Source organism: Bacteroides sp. AM16-13 (assembly GCF_003602705.1).
GTDB lineage: Bacteria > Bacteroidota > Bacteroidia > Bacteroidales > Bacteroidaceae > Bacteroides > Bacteroides xylanisolvens.
This window is the reverse complement of sequence record NZ_QTLK01000006.1, coordinates 156,360-174,384: the sequence shown is the minus strand read 5'-3', so window position 1 is coordinate 174,384 and position 18,025 is coordinate 156,360. Positions and strand designations below refer to the sequence as shown.

Sequence of the window (18,025 nt, the reverse complement as noted above, 5' to 3'; positions counted from 1 at the left end):
CGTTTATTTATTGGATTATTTTAGAGTTAATCTTTAAGTTCATCTTCCGATCCTTCTTTCGAGATGTCTTCAGGTTTGCCTTTCAGTAGGATACCACTTTTGGCATTAAGAGGAGAGATTACTCTTTTGCCTGTTTTTGCCTCCAGCTCCAGTCGGGCATTGCGGGCTACTTCTCCTCCTTGTTGAGCAATATCTATGTGGTCATTGAATGTTTCGGGATCGCTGGTTTCAGATATTTCTTTAGTAGAAAGTTCGGCAAGCATATTTAATACCAATTCTTTATTGGTCATATTATCCCGTAGGTTTTCTTTTTTCAATCCTTTAAATTGTTTGTACTCTTTAGATGTCATATCCGACCAAGTCTGATAAATAATATCTGTGAGTGTAGCGAATTGAACGCCTTCTTGCAATCCATGTTTCTTCCACTCATCAGTCAAGTCTTTACGGATTTCTATTGATTTCAGACGTTGGTTAATCCAGCTATCAGAGTATCCCATACGTTTATAATCCATTAAGGCCTGATCAATTGATAATTCGGGGTCTTGTATTTGGTTGAGCCGTTCGCTGGCTACCTTAGCCATCCATAGTTTGAAAGGCTCCGCCTTAGGAGAAGGAATAGATTGGATAAGGCGGAGAAGCTGTTCGGTATCGGCAACATCGGTAAGGCGCATTTTACCATCCGCTGCCTGCATTTTCAAACCGTTACAATTTGTAACGGTTTCGTTTCCTTCCGCTAGTAGTCTCTTTTTTAACACACGCCAATAAGTTTGAGGGTTACTGCTGTCTGTCAAGACAGCCACCACATCTACTATCGAAAAATACCACTTCTCTTGTTCATCATCCCATACCGTACGTACTCTTCTTTCTTCAAAGAGTTTTAAAGCTTGTTGCTTAGTCATGAATCTTATTTTTAGAGTTTATTATTTAATGAAGAGTCGTTCTTTCTTTGGGCTCATATCACTATACAAAGGTAGCGTTTTCTGCGATTATAAAAGAATATGAATCCAAGAATTCCCATAATGAAAGAAAACATGTATAAAACCCTATAAAATAGCGTTCTATGCAACAAATGTTATAGCCTTTGAAACATTTTTTTCAGTCGTTTGATATAAATCAACCGTAATTTGCATTATCGATATAGATAAAATTCGTACTTTTAATTTAATAACATCAAACTAATGCATCGTATTATGAAGAACAAAAAACTTCTTTGCAGCGTTTGTTTCCTGTTTACTTTCATGTCAGTCCTTTGGGGGCAAAGCATTACGGTGAAAGGAAACGTTACTTCTAAAACGGACGGACAGCCGGTCATCGGCGCCTCTGTTGTTGAAGCTACAGCTACTGCTAATGGAACAATTACTGATTTAGATGGTAATTTCACCCTTTCGGTTCCGGCTAACTCTACTTTAAAGATTACGTATATTGGTTATAAACCGGTGACCGTAAAATCGGCTGCTATCGTTAATGTATTATTGGAAGAAGACACTCAAATGGTAGATGAAGTGGTTGTAACAGGTTATACCACTCAACGTAAAGCCGACCTGACCGGTGCTGTTTCCGTAGTGAAAGTAGACGAAATCCAGAAGCAAGGGGAGAACAACCCGGTGAAAGCACTTCAAGGCCGCGTGCCCGGTATGAACATTACAGCGGATGGAAATCCGAGCGGATCGGCTACCGTACGTATTCGCGGTATCGGTACGCTGAACAACAACGATCCTCTTTATATTATCGATGGAGTTCCTACCAAAGCCGGTATGCACGAATTGAACGGAAACGACATTGAATCCATTCAAGTACTGAAAGATGCTGCTTCAGCATCCATCTACGGTTCGCGTGCTGCAAATGGCGTTATCGTCATTACTACCAAACAAGGAAAGAAAGGCCAGATTAAAATCAATTTTGATGCTTCGGTTTCAGCTTCCATGTATCAAAGTAAGATGGACGTGTTGAATACGGAACAGTACGGACGTGCCATGTGGCAAGCCTATGTAAACGATGGTGAGAACCCGAACGGCAATGCCTTGGGATATAACTACAATTGGGGTTACGATGCCAACGGAAATCCGGTACTACACAGTATGAGTCTTTCCAAATACCTGGACTCGAAGAATACAATGCCTGTGGCAGATACCGACTGGTTTGATGAAATTACCCGTACAGGTGTTATCCAGCAATACAATCTCTCTGTCAGCAACGGTTCGGAGAAAGGTTCTTCCTTCTTTTCTCTGGGATATTACAAAAACCTGGGTGTAATTAAAGATACGGACTTCGACCGTTTCTCCGCCCGTATGAACAGCGATTATAAATTAATAGATGATATCTTGACTATCGGCCAGCATTTCACCTTAAACCGGACTTCGGAAGTACAAGCTCCCGGCGGAATTATTGAAACTGCTTTGGACATTCCTTCCGCTATCCCCGTTTATGCTTCGGATGGTTCATGGGGAGGACCGGTAGGCGGATGGCCGGACCGTCGTAATCCTCGCGCCGTACTCGAATACAACAAAGACAACCGATACACTTACTGGCGTATGTTCGGTGATGCTTATGTGAATCTAAGCCTCTTCAAAGGATTCAATGTTCGTTCTACTTTTGGTCTGGACTACGCAAACAAGCAAGCCCGTTACTTCACCTATCCTTATCAGGAAGGAACACAGACCAATAACGGCAAGAGTGCAGTGGAAGCCAAACAGGAACACTGGACCAAATGGATGTGGAATGCCATTGCCACTTACCAGTTGGAAATAGGCAAGCATCGTGGAGACGTTATGGCAGGTATGGAGCTGAACCGGGAAGACGACAGTCATTTCTCCGGCTACAAAGAAGATTTCTCTATCCTTACTCCCGACTATATGTGGCCCGATGCAGGTAGCGGCACAGCACAGGCTTACGGTGCCGGCGAAGGTTACTCGCTTGTCTCTTTCTTCGGTAAAATGAACTATTCTTATGCTGACAAATATCTGCTTTCATTGACGCTCCGTCGTGACGGTTCTTCCCGCTTCGGTAAAAACCATCGTTATGCCACTTTCCCTTCCGTTTCTTTGGGATGGCGCATCACACAGGAGAGCTTTATGAAGGAACTGACTTGGTTGGACGATCTGAAACTGCGTGCTTCATGGGGACAGACCGGTAATCAGGAAATCTCCAACCTTGCCCGTTACACTATCTACGCTCCTAATTATGGAACAACAGATTCATTTGGAGGTCAAAGCTACGGTACGGCATACGATATTACAGGTTCTAACGGAGGTGGTACTCTGCCTTCCGGATTCAAACGTAACCAGATTGGTAATGACAATATCAAATGGGAGACAACCACACAGACGAACGCCGGTATCGACTTCAGCCTATTCAAACAATCTCTGTATGGTTCATTGGAATACTATTACAAGAAAACCACCGATATCCTGACTGAAATGGCAGGAGTGGGAGTCTTGGGAGAAGGTGGCAATCGTTGGATTAATTCGGGCGCAATGAAAAACCAGGGTTTTGAATTCAACTTGGGCTACCGCAACAAGACTGCCTTCGGACTGACTTACGACCTGAACGGAAACATCTCCACTTACCGGAATGAAATTCTTGAACTGCCGGAGACAGTGGCTGCCAATGGAAAGTTTGGTGGTAATGGAGTAAAAAGTGTAGTCGGTCATACATACAACTCACAAGTGGGCTACATTGCCGATGGTATCTTCAAATCACAAGAAGAAGTGGATAATCACGCTACGCAGGAAGGTGCAGCCGTTGGCCGTATCCGCTACCGCGACATTGACCATAACGGTGTGATTGATGAAAAAGACCAGGAATGGATTTACGATCCGACTCCTGCTTTCAGCTACGGATTAAATATCTACCTGGAATATAAGAACTTCGATCTGACTATGTTCTGGCAAGGTGTTCAGGGAGTAGATATCATCAGTGACGTGAAGAAGAAAAGTGACTTCTGGAGTGCATCCAACGTCGGCTTCCTGAACAAAGGAACCCGCCTGCTCAATGCCTGGTCGCCTACTAATCCGAACTCTACGATTCCGGCATTGACCCGCAGCGATACAAACAATGAACAGCGTGTCTCCACTTACTTTGTTGAAAACGGTTCCTTCCTGAAACTGCGTAATATCCAATTAGGCTATACAGTTCCGGCAGTAATCTCCAAGAAGTTGAGAATGGAACGTTTACGTTTCTATTGCAGCGCGCAAAATCTGCTGACGATCAAGAGTAAAGACTTTACGGGAGAAGACCCCGAAAACCCGAACTTCTCTTATCCGATCCCTGTGAATATCACCTTCGGACTTAACATCGGATTTTAATTCACTTCATTTATAAAACGAACTATCATGAAAAAGATACTATACATAGCAACCATCGGATTTACCTTGCTGACAAGCAGTTGCAACGATTTTCTGGATCGTCAGGTTCCGCAGGGTATTGTGACCGGCGATCAGATCGCTTCTCCCGAATACGTGGACAACCTCGTGATTTCAGCCTACGCCATTTGGGCAACAGGTGACGACATCAACTCTTCCTTCTCGCTTTGGAATTATGACGTACGTTCCGACGATTGTTATAAAGGCGGTTCCGGTACGGAAGACGGCGGTGTGTTCAACGCACTGGAAATTTCTAAAGGTATCAACACCACCGACTGGAATATCAACGATATATGGAAAAGACTGTATCAATGCATCACCCGTGCCAACACAGCCTTGCAGTCACTCGACCTGATGGATGAAAAGACTTATCCGCTGAAGGACCAGCGCATTGCAGAAATGAGATTCCTGCGCGGACATGCCCACTTCATGCTGAAGGAACTGTTTAAGAAGATCGTCATAGTGAATGATGAAAACATGGACCCGGATGCTTACAACGAGCTTTCGAATACCACCTATACCAATAACGAACAATGGCAAAAGATAGCAGACGACTTCCAGTTTGCCTACGACAATCTGCCGGAAGTGCAGATAGAAAAAGGACGTCCCACACAAGCTGCCGCTGCCGCTTACCTGGCAAAGACTTACCTGTTTAAAGCCTACCGTCAGGATGGAGTGAACAACAACCTTACCGGTATCGACGAAGAAGACCTGAAGCAGGTAGTGAAATATACCGATCCTCTCATCATGGCCAAAGCCGGTTACGGATTGGAAAATGATTATAGCATGAACTTCCTGCCTCAATATGAAAATGGCGCAGAGTCTGTATGGGCGATTCAATATTCTATCAACGACGGAACATACAACGGTAACCTGAACTGGGGAATGGGACTGACAACTCCGCAGATACTAGGCTGCTGTGACTTCCACAAACCGAGCCAAAATCTGGTGAATGCTTTCAAAACCGACTCGCAGGGAAAACCGCTGTTCAATACTTACGATAATGAGAACTACGAGGTTACGACGGACAATGTAGACCCCCGTTTATTCCACACGGTAGGTATGCCGGGCTTCCCTTATAAATATAACGAAGGCTACATGATTCAGAAGAATGATGACTGGAGCCGTAGTAAGGGACTTTACGGATATTATGTTTCGCTCAAAGAGAATGTAGACCCGGACTGTGACTGCCTGAAGAAAGGTTCTTATTGGGCAAGTTCCCTGAATCATATCGTTATTCGTTATGCAGACGTATTGCTGATGCGTGCCGAAGCCCTGATACAGTTGAACGACGGACGTATTGCCGATGCCATTTCACTTATCAATGATGTACGTAGCCGTGCAGCCGGAAGTACAATGCTGATCTTCAGTTACAAAGAAGAGTACGGAGTAAACTTTAAAGTAACTCCTTATGAACTGAAAGCATATACACAGGACGAAGCCATGAAAATGCTGAAATGGGAACGCCGTATAGAGTTCGGTATGGAAAGCTCACGTTTCTTTGACCTCGTAAGATGGGGAGAAGCCAAAGACGTTATCAATGCTTATTATGTGACCGAAGCAGCCCGTTGTTCTATTTACAAGAATGCAGGTTTTACGGAAAATAAGAACGAATACCTTCCAATTCCATTCGAACAGATAAGTGCCAGTAACGGAAATTATACACAGAATTTCGGTTGGTAATCATCAATCTTAAAACAAAGAATAAAATGAAATCAATCATAAAACAACTCTATACCATCCTGTTGGTGACTGTAGCATGCCTGACAGTTGCGGGATGTAGCGATGACTTCAAATCCAATCTTCGTCTGGACGGAGATGTATGGGTGAACTCTATTAAACTGGATGAATACGCAGGGACGATCGATTATCAGAATAAGACAATCGTAGTGGGAGTTCCTTACGATTATGACGTTACCCGGATGGCCGTCAGTGAAATCAATCTTTCCGAAGGTGCTACGGCGAGCATCGCTGTTGGTGAAACAATCGACTTTTCTCTTCCCGTATCTTTGACCGTGAAGAATGGCGACGTACAGATGAGCTATACGATTACCGTGAAGAGAGACGAAGCAAAGATACTGACTTTTAAGTTGAATGATACTTATGTAGGAAAAGTAGACCAGCTATCAAAAACAATCTCTGTAGTTGTTCCACTGACAGTGGATATTACCCAGTTGAAAGGTACATTCACCGGATCAGATGGAGTCACTGTGACTCCGGCATCCGGCAGCATCCAGGACTTTACCAACCCTGTCACTTATACGGCAACTTACCGTTCGGCAGTGACTTCTTATGTAGTAACAGTTACTCAAGGAAATGTAATTCCGACTGCCTTTATTGGCACAGCTTCTTCTGTGAGCCAACTGACAAGTCCTGAAGAAAAAGCCGCTGCCCAGTGGATGATGGATAATATATCCATGTCCGAATACGTCTCATTCAAAGATGTAGTAGACGGAAAAGTAGATTTAGGTAAATATACTGCAATCTGGTGGCATTTCCATGCAGACAATGGCGATAATCCTCCTTTGCCGGATGATGCGAAAGCTGCCGTAGAGAAATTTAAAGTCTACTATCAAAACGGTGGTAACCTATTGCTGACCCGCTATGCAACTTTCTATATTAAGGACCTTAGCATTGCAAAAGACGAGCGTGTACCCAACAACAGTTGGGGAAGAAGTGAAGACTCACCCGAAGTCGTTGATGGGGCATGGAGCTTTCCAATTGTCGGCAACGAGTCGCATCCGTTATTTCAGGATTTAAGATGGAAAGATGGTGACAAAACAAGAGTCTATACCTTTGATGCTGGTTACGCGACTACCAATAGTACGGCACAATGGCATATCGGAACAGACTGGGGAGGTTATGAGGATCTGAACGCATGGCGTAGCTTGACAGGAGGAATCGATGTGGCATGCGGAGACGACGGTGCAGTAATCATAGCCGAATTCGAGCCGCGCGCCAATAGCGGACGCACGATCTGTATCGGCTCCGGTTGTTACGACTGGTACGGTAAAGGCGTAGACGTTTCTGCCGACTACTACCACTACAACGTAGAGCAAATGACTCTGAATGCAATCAACTACTTATGTAAATAAAAGAATAAGCAATAATTATGAAAAATATGATCTTACATATAGCAATCACCACGCTGTTGGCCTCAATGAGCGCTTGCAGTGATGAAATGGATCCCGTATTGACTCAAAGAGACTGGGACGGTACAGCCACTTACTTCCAATCGGCCGACGAGCATGGCTTCTCGATGTACTATAAACCGCAGGTAGGCTTTGTCGGTGACCCGATGCCATTCTATGATCCGGTTGCCAAAGACTTTAAAGTGATGTACCTGCAAGACTACCGTCCGAACCCCGAAGCTACTTACCACCCCATTTTCGGGGTGGTCACCAAAGATGGTGCTACTTATGAATCTCTCGGCGAACTGATTCCGTGTGGAGGTCGTGACGAACAGGATGCCGCCATCGGTACAGGAGGTACCATCTATAATCCGGTTGATAAACTCTACTACACCTTCTACACCGGCAATAAATTCAAACCTTCTTCCGACCAGAATGCACAGGTAGTCATGGTGGCTACCTCTCCCGACTTTAAAACATGGACCAAGAACCGCACTTTCTATCTGAAAGGAGATACGTACGGCTATGACAAGAATGACTTCCGCGACCCGTTCCTGTTCCAGACCGAAGACGGCGTTTATCACATGCTGATTGCCACCCGTAAAAACGGAAAAGGACACATTGCCGAATTCACCTCTACTGACCTGAAAGAGTGGGCGTCTGCCGGCACATTTATGACCATGATGTGGGATCGTTTCTACGAATGTCCGGACGTATTCAAGATGGGAGACTGGTGGTATCTGGTCTATTCGGAACAAGCTTCCTTCATGCGCAAGGTACAATACTTCAAAGGCAGAACACTTGAAGAACTGAAAGCAACCACCGCCAATGATGCCGGAATATGGCCGGACAATCGGGAAGGTATGCTGGACAGCCGTGCATTCTATGCAGGCAAGACTGCTTCCGATGGAACCAACCGTTACATCTGGGGCTGGTGTCCTACCCGTGCCGGTAATGATAATGGAAACGTAGGGGATGTAGAACCCGAATGGGCTGGCAACTTGGTGGCACAACGCCTCATTCAGCACGAAGACGGTACGTTAACTCTTGGAGTTCCCGATGCAATCGACCGTAAATACACTTCTGCACAAGAGGTAAAAGTGATGGCTAAAGACGGAAACGTAACAGAAAGCGGTAAAACCTATACGTTGGCCGAAGGAGCTTCCGTTATCTTCAACCGGTTGAAAGTACACAACAAGATTTCCTTTACCGTAAAAGCATCCTCGAATACAGATCGTTTTGGAATCTCTTTCGTCCGTGGAACGGACTCCAAATCATGGTATAGCATCCACGTCAACGCTGACGAGGGTAAAGCCAACTTCGAGAAAGACGGTGACAATGCCAAATACTTGTTTGATAACAAATTCAATATCCCGGCGGATAATGAATACCGTGTGACGATTTACAGTGACCAGTCGGTTTGTGTGACTTACATCAACGACCAGTTATCTTTCACGAACCGCATCTATCAAATGCAGAAGAATCCGTGGTCACTCTGTTGTTATAAAGGTGAAATCACTGTATCAGATATTCAAGTGAGCACCTATTAATAGAAAAGTAACATCTTTTACAGTGTTTGAAACAAAAGTGATAGGCGTTTCATCCCGGAGCGCCTATCTTTGCACTGTAACAACCTTAATACCATAAAGCATGAATTTAAGACTCTCTTCCAAACAAATTCAAACCTTCGCGGTTTTATTTTGTATGATTGTGATGAATATCTCTCTATCCGCCCGTGCGGACAACTCTCCTCTATTAATTAAAGATTTAGGAGAAGGACATTGCCTCGTACGTGTCAACACTAACCAGAAGTATCTGTTGTTGCCCGTAGAAGATGCATCGCCCGATGTGCGTATCAGCATGATTGTTAATAATAAAGAGGTAAAGAACTTCGATGTCCGTCTGGCCATCCATAAAGTCGATTACTTTGTTCCGGTAGACCTTTCCGACTATTCCGGCAAACTAATTTCTTTCAAATTTAAAATGAACTCCAACGACCCGGTTCGTGTCAACCTTTCGCCGGACAACACCGCTTGCTGCAAGGAAATGAAATTGTCCGATACGTTCGATACAAGCAATCGTGAAAAGTTCCGTCCCACCTATCACTTTTCTCCCCTCTACGGATGGATGAACGACCCGAATGGAATGGTATACAAAGACGGTGAATACCACCTTTTCTACCAATATAACCCTTACGGCTCCAAATGGGGAAATATGAACTGGGGGCATGCCATCAGCAAAGACCTCGTAAACTGGGAACATCGCCCCGTGGCAATCGCGCCGGATGTATTCGGCACTATCTTCAGTGGATCCGCCGTGATAGACCATCACAATACCGCCGGCTTTGGTGCAGGTGCTATCGTCGCCATCTATACACAAAATAGCGACCGTCAGGTGCAAAGCATTGCTTACAGCACCGACAACGGACGTACCTTTACCAAATACGAAAACAATCCCGTATTAGCATCTGAAGCCCGTGACTTCCGCGACCCGAAAGTATTCTGGTACGAAGGCACCAAACGCTGGATCATGGTATTAGCAGTAGGGCAGGAAATGCAATTCTTCTCTTCCCCAAACCTGAAAGACTGGACATTTGAAAGCAGCTTCGGCAAAGGACACGGCGCACACGGAAACGTTTGGGAATGTCCCGACTTGTTCGAACTCCCGGTAGAAGGAACAAATGAAAAGAAATGGGTACTGCTTTGCAGCCTCGGCGACGGTCCTTTCGGTGACTCGGCTACTCAATATTTTGTAGGCTCCTTCAACGGAAAAGAGTTTGTAAACGAATCACCCTCCAAAACCAAATGGATGGACTGGGGAAAAGACCATTATGCCACCGTGACTTGGAGTGATGCTCCCGACAACCGCCGCATCGCTATCGCATGGATGAGCAACTGGCAATACGCAAACGATGTTCCTACCTCCCAATACCGTAGCCCGAACTCCGTTCCCCGCGACTTGAGCCTGTTTACCGTAGATGGTGAGACTTACCTCCAATCAGCTCCCTCTCCCGAACTGCTGGCTTTGCGTGATGCTTCCAAGAAACGCTCGTTCAAAGTGAACGGAACACGCACAATTAAAGAAATGATTCCCGGCAATGACGGTGCATACGAAATAGAATTAACAATCGAAAATCAACGTGCAGACGTAATCGGCTTCCGTCTCTACAATGACAAAGGCGAAGAAGTGGATATGCAGTATGACATGAAAGAAAAGAAATTCTCAATGGATCGTCGCAAGAGCGGAGAGGTCAGCTTCAATGAGAATTTCCCGATGTTGACCTGGACAGCAATTGAAAGCGGAAAAGAGGCATTAAAACTCCGCCTGTTTGTTGATAAATCCAGCGTTGAGGCCTTTGGAGACGGTGGACGTTTTGTGATGACCAATCAGGTATTCCCTTCGGAACCTTACAACCATATCGACTTTTACAGTAAAGGAGGAGCTTATAAGGTAGACTCATTTGTAGTTTACAAGTTGAAGCCATAAGCCCGTTCTATTCCGCTCCATGTGTTCTTTCCCTGTTTCCTTAGGGCAGAGTTCCTCTTTCCCAATGAGAGAGTACCCATAAAGTGGGGATATAGTTGCTCTAAACTTAAGCTATTGGTAGTTCTTCACGGCCGTGACGAGATCCTACCACAGCCGTGGTAGATTCTTCCCACAGCCGTGAAGAGAAGTCACCACGGCCGTGGGAAGGTAACAATACCGTAGCTTTAGCATAACAAGAAACGGGAGATACACCAACAATATAAAGGACTGACGTGTACATTACCGTAAGGTTGTGTGCTCCCCGCCCTATGGAAACAGAATTCATCATATAAAAGATAAAACAATGGATAATAGTAAAAACTCTTCCCTTTCCAAACTAATCCCGGTGATGCTTTGCTTCTTTGCCATGGGATTTGTTGACCTGGTAGGCATTGCCTCCAATTATGTAAAGGCAGACCTCGGTCTGTCGGACTCGCAGGCGAATATCTTCCCTTCACTGGTATTCTTCTGGTTTCTGATTTTTTCCGTACCCACAGGTATGTTGATGAGCCGCATCGGCCAGAAGAAAACCGTATTGCTTAGTTTGCTTGTGACTTTTGCTTCTTTGTTATTGCCGGTTTTCGGAGACAGCTATATGCTGATGTTGATTTCTTTCTCCCTTCTGGGCATCGGAAACGCGTTGATGCAGACTTCCCTGAATCCGTTGCTTTCTAACATCGTACGTGGCGACCGTTTGGCAAGTAGCCTGACTTTCGGCCAGTTTGTGAAAGCCATTGCCTCTTTTCTTGCTCCTTACATTGCCATGTGGGGAGCGACGCAAGCCATCCCGACTTTCGATTTGGGCTGGCGCATCCTGTTCCCGATTTACATGATTGTAGCCGTCATTGCTATCCTGTTGCTCAATGTCACACAGATTAAAGAGGAAAAAGAAGAAGGCAAACCGTCTACTTTCGGACAATGTCTCGCTTTGCTTGGCAAACCGTTTATCCTGCTTTCTTTCATCGGCATCATGTGTCACGTTGGAATTGATGTGGGAACAAATACCACTGCCCCCAAGATTTTGATGGAACGTCTCGGCATGGGCCTTGATGATGCGGCTTTTGCAACAAGCCTTTATTTCATCTTCCGTACGGCAGGCTGCTTCCTCGGTTCTTTCATTTTACGTAAGATGTCACCGAAGTCTTTCTTCGGCATTAGCGTTGTGATGATGCTGATAGCGATGGCAGGCTTGTTTATATTCCATGACAAGACAATGATTTATGTATGCATCGCTCTGATTGGTTTCGGCAACTCCAATGTGTTCTCCGTAGTCTTCTCGCAGGCATTGCTTTATCTGCCGGGTAAGAAAAATGAAGTTTCCGGTCTGATGATTATGGGACTGTTCGGCGGCACGGTATTTCCGTTGGCTATGGGAGTAGCATCCGATGCCATGGGACAGAGTGGGGCAGTAGCCGTAATGACAGTGGGCGTGCTTTATCTCTTGTTCTATACGTTCCGTATTAAAAAATAATTTTATAACTTTGGAAACAATAAAATCCGTAGATCATGAATAATATAATCGTAGGAATGGGCGAGGCACTTTGGGATGTGTTGCCCGAAGGAAAGAAAATAGGTGGTGCTCCGGCAAACTTTGCCTATCATGTATCACAGTTTGGTTTTGACAGTCGCGTGGTGAGTGCCGTGGGCAAGGATGAGTTGGGAGATGAGATTCTGAACGTATTCAACGAGAAGAAACTGAAAACGCAGATTGAACAAGTGGATTATCCTACCGGTACGGTACAAGTGACACTGGATAACGAGGGTGTACCTTGTTACGAAATCAAAGAAGGCGTGGCATGGGATAACATACCTTTTACGGATGAACTGAAACGTTTGGCATTGAGTACGCGTGCCGTTTGCTTCGGTTCCCTGGCTCAACGTAATGAAGTGAGCCGTGCCACTATCAACCGTTTTCTGGATACGATGCCCGACATAGACGGACAACTGAAAATCTTTGATATTAATCTCCGCCAGGACTTCTACACCAAAGAGGTATTGCGCGAATCTTTCCGCCGTTGCAACATTCTGAAGATAAACGACGAAGAACTGGTGACCATCAGCCGTATGTTTGGCTATCCCGGCATCGACTTACAGGATAAATGTTGGATTCTGTTGGCAAAATACAACCTGAAGATGTTGATTCTGACTTGCGGAATTAATGGCAGTTATGTGTTTACCCCGGGTGTTGTCTCTTTCCAGGAGACGCCGAGAGTTCCGGTTGCCGATACGGTGGGGGCAGGTGATTCCTTTACGGCTGCTTTCTGTGCTTCCATTCTCAATGGAAAACCGGTACCAGAAGCTCACAAACTTGCCGTTGAAGTTTCTGCTTATGTCTGCACGCAAAGCGGTGCAATGCCCGAACTTCCGCAGGTTTTGAAAGACAGGCTGATGTAATTTCTCTATTGATGTAAATGTAGGGACGAAAAGAATCCAAAAGTGAAAATCCTTCTTACTACGGTATGTTGTAGTAAGGAGGATTTTTTTAATTCAAATCTTTTCGGATATCACCTCTTTTCTTCTCTTTTTATTGTTGGATTTTTAGCTAATTGTATATCTTTGCACGATTCACAAGATAATAACTAAAAAGAGAATGTCACATTATGAAACACGTTTCTATTTTATTCCGCTCGAAATGCTGGAATGTATTTTTGCTTCTATGCATAGCCCTTCCCTCATTAGCACAAAAAGAATTTAAAATCGATCAGGTATCTGTCGTTAATGTAGGCGACGGAAGATTCTTGTACCGAGACTTGATGACGGAAAAACCGCTCAACGGCGAACATCGTATCATTGACGGTTATCACTCTGCGTATATACTGGCCTCTTTTAAAGATGGTTTTTATGATGGCAAATATGAAGAGCATTTAGATAACATTCTGATAAATGAAGGCGTCTACAAAGATGGACGGAAGAATGGCTTATTTAAAATCTATTCTAAGTTTGACGGTAAACTGAAAGAAGAAAAGTCTTATAAGGAAGGAAAGTTGAACGGTACGAGCAAAACGTTCTTTACTGACGGAAAAATAGAAAGTGAGAAAAACTACCGGATGGGCAAGGAGGATGGAAAACATTTGTCGTATGATTATGACGGAACTCTGCGGATGGACCATAATTATAAGGATGGTAAACAAGTAGGGAAACAATATACTTTTATGAAGGGTACTTATGAACTATACGAAACGGTTTATTATAATAACGAAGGGTTGAAGGATGGAAAATATTCGTCCATCTTTACTTTTGGAGCTCCTCATGTATTGGGTAGTTATAAGAATGGGCAGAAGAACGGTCGTTGGACAGAGATTGCAGAGAGTGGCGATACCATTGTAATTGAAACTTATCTGAATGGAAAAGAAGAAGGCCTGCACGTTTCATACAGTGGCGAGACAGGGATGCGTACCAAAGAATATTATCTGAAAAATGACCGCAAGGACGGAATCTATCGTGAATATGACTTGAAAAATGGCGAATTGAAGTACGAGGCAACCTATCAGTTTGGCAGACTGCACGGAAAAGCACGCCAGTTAGTGGTGGACAATCGCTTTGATTATTGGGAAACTTCTACATACGTCAACGGACGGCAAAACGGTCCTTTTGAATCTCGTTATGTGAAGAATAACAAGCTCCGCGAATGTGGAGAATATAAGAACGGTCACCGGGTAGGACGTTGGAAACTTTATACGATTGATGGCAAACTGGAAAGGGAATGGGATGAAAACTAGGTCTTATCAACTGTCATATAGGTTGTAGGTGTTATACAGAGTGCAAGGCGTAGCCGTACAGACATAAAAAAAGGAGCAACGCCTTGCTCCAACCTTTGTTAACCTTAAATCTAATACTATGAAAAACACATTGCAAAGATACGGACTTCTGCTAAATCTGCAAATAATCCAAATAAAAAGATATGTTTTATAACATTTATTGAGTGTTTGTCTTACGCTTTATACTTTTGTTAATAGTTTCCGGTTGAATATTGGGAACTGTTTTGCATTTCTTTGGAGGGTAATGATGAGAATAATCGGGTGATAGATAGCATACTCACAGTTTTATTTCTTATTTTTGTTCTCAATCGTCTATTTAGGTCATAGAAAGAAATACGAAAAAAATGAGAATGATTAGAATGATGGGATATACGAAGTGGATAGCAGTCTTGTTCTGTCTTCTTGGCATGACGGCTTGTCGGCAGGATGCACCGCGTTTCCGTATCGGGGTGGCGCAATGCAGCGATGACTCCTGGCGGCATAAGATGAATGATGAAATTCTCCGCGAAGCAATGTTTTATGATGGAGTATCGGTTGAAATCCGGTCGGCTGCGGATGATAATCGTAAACAGGCGGAAGACGTTCATTATTTTATAGATGAAGGGGTTGACTTATTGATTATCTCTGCCAACGAAGCGGCCCCCATGACTCCGATTGTAGAGGAAGCCTATCAAAAGGGAATACCTGTCATCCTGGTAGACCGGAAGATTCTTTCTGATAAATATACTGCCTATATCGGTGCCGACAATTATGAAATAGGACGTGCGGTAGGTAATTATATTGCATCGAGCCTGAAAGGAAAAGGGAATGTGGTGGAACTTACCGGACTGGGTGGCTCAACTCCTGCCATGGAACGCCATCAAGGATTTATGGCTGCTATCAGTAACTTTCCGGATATCAAACTGATTGATAAAGCGGATGCTGCGTGGGAGCGTGAACCGGCGGAAGTGGAAATGTATAGTATGCTCCGTCGGCATCCGAAGATAGACGCCGTGTATGCGCATAATGACCGTATTGCTCCGGGAGCTTATCAGGCTGCAAAGAAAGTGGGACGGGAGAAGGAAATGATTTTTGTCGGTATCGATGCTCTCCCCGGCAAAGGCAACGGATTGGAAATGGTGCTCGACAGTGTGTTGAATGCAACTTTTATTTATCCGACCAATGGCGACAAAGTGATGCAACTGGCAATGAATATCCTTGAGAAAAAGCCTTATCCCCGGGAAACGGTCATGAACACTGCGGTGGTCGACCGTACAAATGCACATGTCATGCAACTTCAGACAACTCACATCTCGGAACTGGATCAGAAGATTGAAACATTGAACGGACGTATCGGCGGATATCTGTCTCGGGTTGCTACACAGCAGGTGGTGATGTATGGTGGTTTGGTTATTCTTCTATTGGTGGCAGGCTTATTATTGGTAGTCTATAAATCTCTCCGTGCTAAAAATCGTCTGAATAAGGAACTTTCCGAGCAGAAGAAACAGTTGGAAGAGCAGCGGGACAAGTTAGAGGAACAACGCGACCAATTAGAAGAACAGCGGGACAAACTGGAAGAGCAACGGGATCAGCTCATCCAGCTTTCTCATCAACTGGAAGAGGCAACGCATGCCAAACTGGTTTTCTTCACAAATATATCTCACGATTTCCGTACTCCGCTGACATTGGTTGCCGATCCGGTAGAACATTTATTGGCCGATTATACACTAAGTGGAGATCAGCATCGAATGTTGATGCTGATTCAACGAAACGTGAATATCCTTTTGCGTCTTGTTAATCAGATTCTGGATTTCCGTAAATACGAGAACGGTAAGATGGAATATACACCAGTTCAGGTAGATGTTCTTTCCTCTTTTGAGGGCTGGAACGAATCATTCCTTGCAGCCGCCCGGAAGAAACACATTCATTTCTCTTTTGATAATATGCCGGATACGGATTACCATACGTTGGCGGATATGGAAAAGTTGGAACGTATTTATTTTAATCTGCTTTCCAACGCGTTCAAGTTCACACCGGAAAATGGAAAGATAACGGTTCGTTTATCTTCCTTGACGAAAGAGGATACTCGCTGGATTCGTTTTACTGTTGCCAATACCGGTTCAATGATTTCCGCCGAACATATCCGGAGTATTTTCGATCGTTTTTATAAAATAGACATGCACCACGCCGGTTCGGGAATCGGGCTTGCACTGGTTAAAGCTTTCGTTGAATTGCATAAAGGTACAATTTCTGTGGAAAGTGATGAAAAGCAGGGCACTGTCTTTACCGTTGATTTACCGGTACAGACTTGTGAGACTATTCTGGCCGAAGATTCTCTAAAGTCATCAATCTCTGCAGTTCCTTTAAATCCTGCTTCTCCCGGTTCTCCTGCCTCTTCCAACCTGAATGAAACTTTAGCTGTCGAAGAAGAGGAACTGGAAAAAGGCTATGATTCTTCCAAACCTTCTGTTTTGGTAATTGATGATAATGCAGATATCCGTTCGTATGTACGCGGATTACTCCATACCGATTATACTGTTATTGAAGCAGCAGACGGTTCGGAGGGTATCCGCAAAGCAATGAAATATGTTCCGGACTTGATAATCTCTGATGTGATGATGCCTGGTATTGATGGAATAGAGTGTTGCCGTCGGCTGAAAAGCGAACTGCAAACCTGCCATATCCCTGTCATCCTATTGACAGCCTGTTCTTTGGATGAACAACGGATTCAGGGATATGACGGAGGTGCGGATTCTTATATCTCCAAGCCCTTCAGTTCGCAATTGCTGTTGGCACGCGTTCGTAATCTGATAGATTCACATCGCCGCCTGAAACAGTTCTTTGGTGACGGACAAACGTTGGCGAAAGAGGATGTCTGTGATATGGATAAAGACTTTGTGGAAAAATTCAAGGCTTTAATTGAAGCAAAGATGGGAGATTCAAATTTGAATGTAGAGGATTTGGGTAAGGATATGGGATTAAGTCGTGTGCAACTCTATCGCAAAATAAAATCCCTGACTAATTATTCTCCGAATGAATTGCTTCGCATCGCTCGCTTGAAGAAGGCTGCTTCCCTGCTTGCTTCGTCAGATATGACAGTGGCGGAGATTGGTTATGAAGTCGGTTTTAGTTCTCCTTCTTATTTTACCAAATGTTATAGAGAGCAGTTTGGTGAAAGTCCGACAGATTTGCTGAAAAGGAAAGGATAGAATCAAAACTATTCACGTCAGAATACAATAAATCCCGGTAACTTGAATTTTCAATGTTTACC

The 18,025-nt window shown here is 44.3% G+C and carries 11 protein-coding genes; 9 read left to right on the top strand and 2 right to left on the bottom strand.

Annotated features, from left to right (window positions below):
• Window positions 1–26 precede the first annotated feature (26 nt).
• Window positions 27–899, bottom strand: coding sequence for a Bro-N domain-containing protein (locus DW173_RS06625; RefSeq protein ID WP_120144077.1), 873 nt, complete (start codon window positions 897–899; stop codon window positions 27–29).
• 291 nt (window positions 900–1,190) lie between these two features.
• On the opposite strand from DW173_RS06625, the gene DW173_RS06620 reads away from it, so the two are divergent.
• The 5 genes from DW173_RS06620 to DW173_RS06600 all read left to right on the top strand — a co-directional run bounded on the left by DW173_RS06620 (window position 1,191) and on the right by DW173_RS06600 (window position 10,978).
• Window positions 1,191–4,304 (top strand): SusC/RagA family TonB-linked outer membrane protein, encoded by a 3,114-nt coding sequence (locus DW173_RS06620; protein WP_008771304.1) that lies wholly within the window; start codon window positions 1,191–1,193, stop codon window positions 4,302–4,304.
• Between the two features lie 27 nt (window positions 4,305–4,331).
• Window positions 4,332–6,044: a RagB/SusD family nutrient uptake outer membrane protein gene (locus tag DW173_RS06615; protein ID WP_049703473.1), complete on the top strand. Its 1,713-nt coding sequence runs from the start codon at window positions 4,332–4,334 to the stop codon at window positions 6,042–6,044.
• A gap of 26 nt (window positions 6,045–6,070) precedes the next feature.
• Window positions 6,071–7,456, top strand: coding sequence for a DUF4960 domain-containing protein (locus tag DW173_RS06610; protein WP_120144075.1), 1,386 nt, complete (start codon window positions 6,071–6,073; stop codon window positions 7,454–7,456).
• Between the two features lie 17 nt (window positions 7,457–7,473).
• Complete coding sequence (locus DW173_RS06605) at window positions 7,474–9,042, top strand: glycoside hydrolase family 32 protein (protein ID WP_199722821.1); 1,569 nt, start codon at window positions 7,474–7,476, stop codon at window positions 9,040–9,042.
• Between the two features lie 100 nt (window positions 9,043–9,142).
• The gene (locus DW173_RS06600) at window positions 9,143–10,978 is read left to right on the top strand and encodes a DUF4980 domain-containing protein (RefSeq protein WP_120144072.1); all 1,836 of its coding nucleotides are present in this window, start codon (window positions 9,143–9,145) and stop codon (window positions 10,976–10,978) included.
• Window positions 10,979–11,084: 106 nt separating this feature from the next.
• On the opposite strand, the gene DW173_RS06595 is transcribed toward DW173_RS06600, so the two are convergent.
• A complete protein-coding gene (locus tag DW173_RS06595) occupies window positions 11,085–11,306 on the bottom strand; it encodes a hypothetical protein (RefSeq protein WP_120144070.1) in 222 nt (73 codons plus the stop codon).
• 15 nt (window positions 11,307–11,321) lie between these two features.
• Here DW173_RS06595 and DW173_RS06590 point away from each other — a divergent pair, with 15 nt between their 5' ends.
• From DW173_RS06590 to DW173_RS06575, 4 genes are all read left to right on the top strand, one after another.
• Window positions 11,322–12,488: an MFS transporter gene (locus DW173_RS06590; RefSeq protein ID WP_120144068.1), complete on the top strand. Its 1,167-nt coding sequence runs from the start codon at window positions 11,322–11,324 to the stop codon at window positions 12,486–12,488.
• A 35-nt stretch (window positions 12,489–12,523) separates the two neighbouring features.
• Window positions 12,524–13,411 (top strand): carbohydrate kinase family protein, encoded by an 888-nt coding sequence (locus DW173_RS06585; RefSeq protein WP_008025948.1) that lies wholly within the window; start codon window positions 12,524–12,526, stop codon window positions 13,409–13,411.
• A gap of 206 nt (window positions 13,412–13,617) precedes the next feature.
• Complete coding sequence (locus DW173_RS06580; protein WP_087323786.1) at window positions 13,618–14,736, top strand: toxin-antitoxin system YwqK family antitoxin; 1,119 nt, start codon at window positions 13,618–13,620, stop codon at window positions 14,734–14,736.
• Window positions 14,737–15,137: 401 nt separating this feature from the next.
• On the top strand, window positions 15,138–17,963 hold the full coding sequence (locus DW173_RS06575) for a substrate-binding domain-containing protein (protein WP_369904591.1): 2,826 nt from the start codon (window positions 15,138–15,140) through the stop codon (window positions 17,961–17,963).
• Window positions 17,964–18,025 lie beyond the last annotated feature (62 nt).

Excerpts from the sequence above, each read along its gene's own strand:
- DW173_RS06625 (WP_120144077.1), bottom strand. The coding sequence starts at position 899 with ATGACTAAGCAACAAGCTTTAAAACTCTTTGAAGAAAGAAGAGTACGT.
- DW173_RS06620 (WP_008771304.1), top strand. The coding sequence starts at position 1,191 with ATGAAGAACAAAAAACTTCTTTGCAGCGTTTGTTTCCTGTTTACTTTC.
- DW173_RS06615 (WP_049703473.1), top strand. The coding sequence starts at position 4,332 with ATGAAAAAGATACTATACATAGCAACCATCGGATTTACCTTGCTGACA.
- DW173_RS06610 (WP_120144075.1), top strand. The coding sequence starts at position 6,071 with ATGAAATCAATCATAAAACAACTCTATACCATCCTGTTGGTGACTGTA.
- DW173_RS06605 (WP_199722821.1), top strand. The coding sequence starts at position 7,474 with ATGAAAAATATGATCTTACATATAGCAATCACCACGCTGTTGGCCTCA.
- DW173_RS06600 (WP_120144072.1), top strand. The coding sequence starts at position 9,143 with ATGAATTTAAGACTCTCTTCCAAACAAATTCAAACCTTCGCGGTTTTA.
- DW173_RS06595 (WP_120144070.1), bottom strand. The coding sequence starts at position 11,306 with ATGATGAATTCTGTTTCCATAGGGCGGGGAGCACACAACCTTACGGTA.
- DW173_RS06590 (WP_120144068.1), top strand. The coding sequence starts at position 11,322 with ATGGATAATAGTAAAAACTCTTCCCTTTCCAAACTAATCCCGGTGATG.
- DW173_RS06585 (WP_008025948.1), top strand. The coding sequence starts at position 12,524 with ATGAATAATATAATCGTAGGAATGGGCGAGGCACTTTGGGATGTGTTG.
- DW173_RS06580 (WP_087323786.1), top strand. The coding sequence starts at position 13,618 with ATGAAACACGTTTCTATTTTATTCCGCTCGAAATGCTGGAATGTATTT.
- DW173_RS06575 (WP_369904591.1), top strand. The coding sequence starts at position 15,138 with ATGGGATATACGAAGTGGATAGCAGTCTTGTTCTGTCTTCTTGGCATG.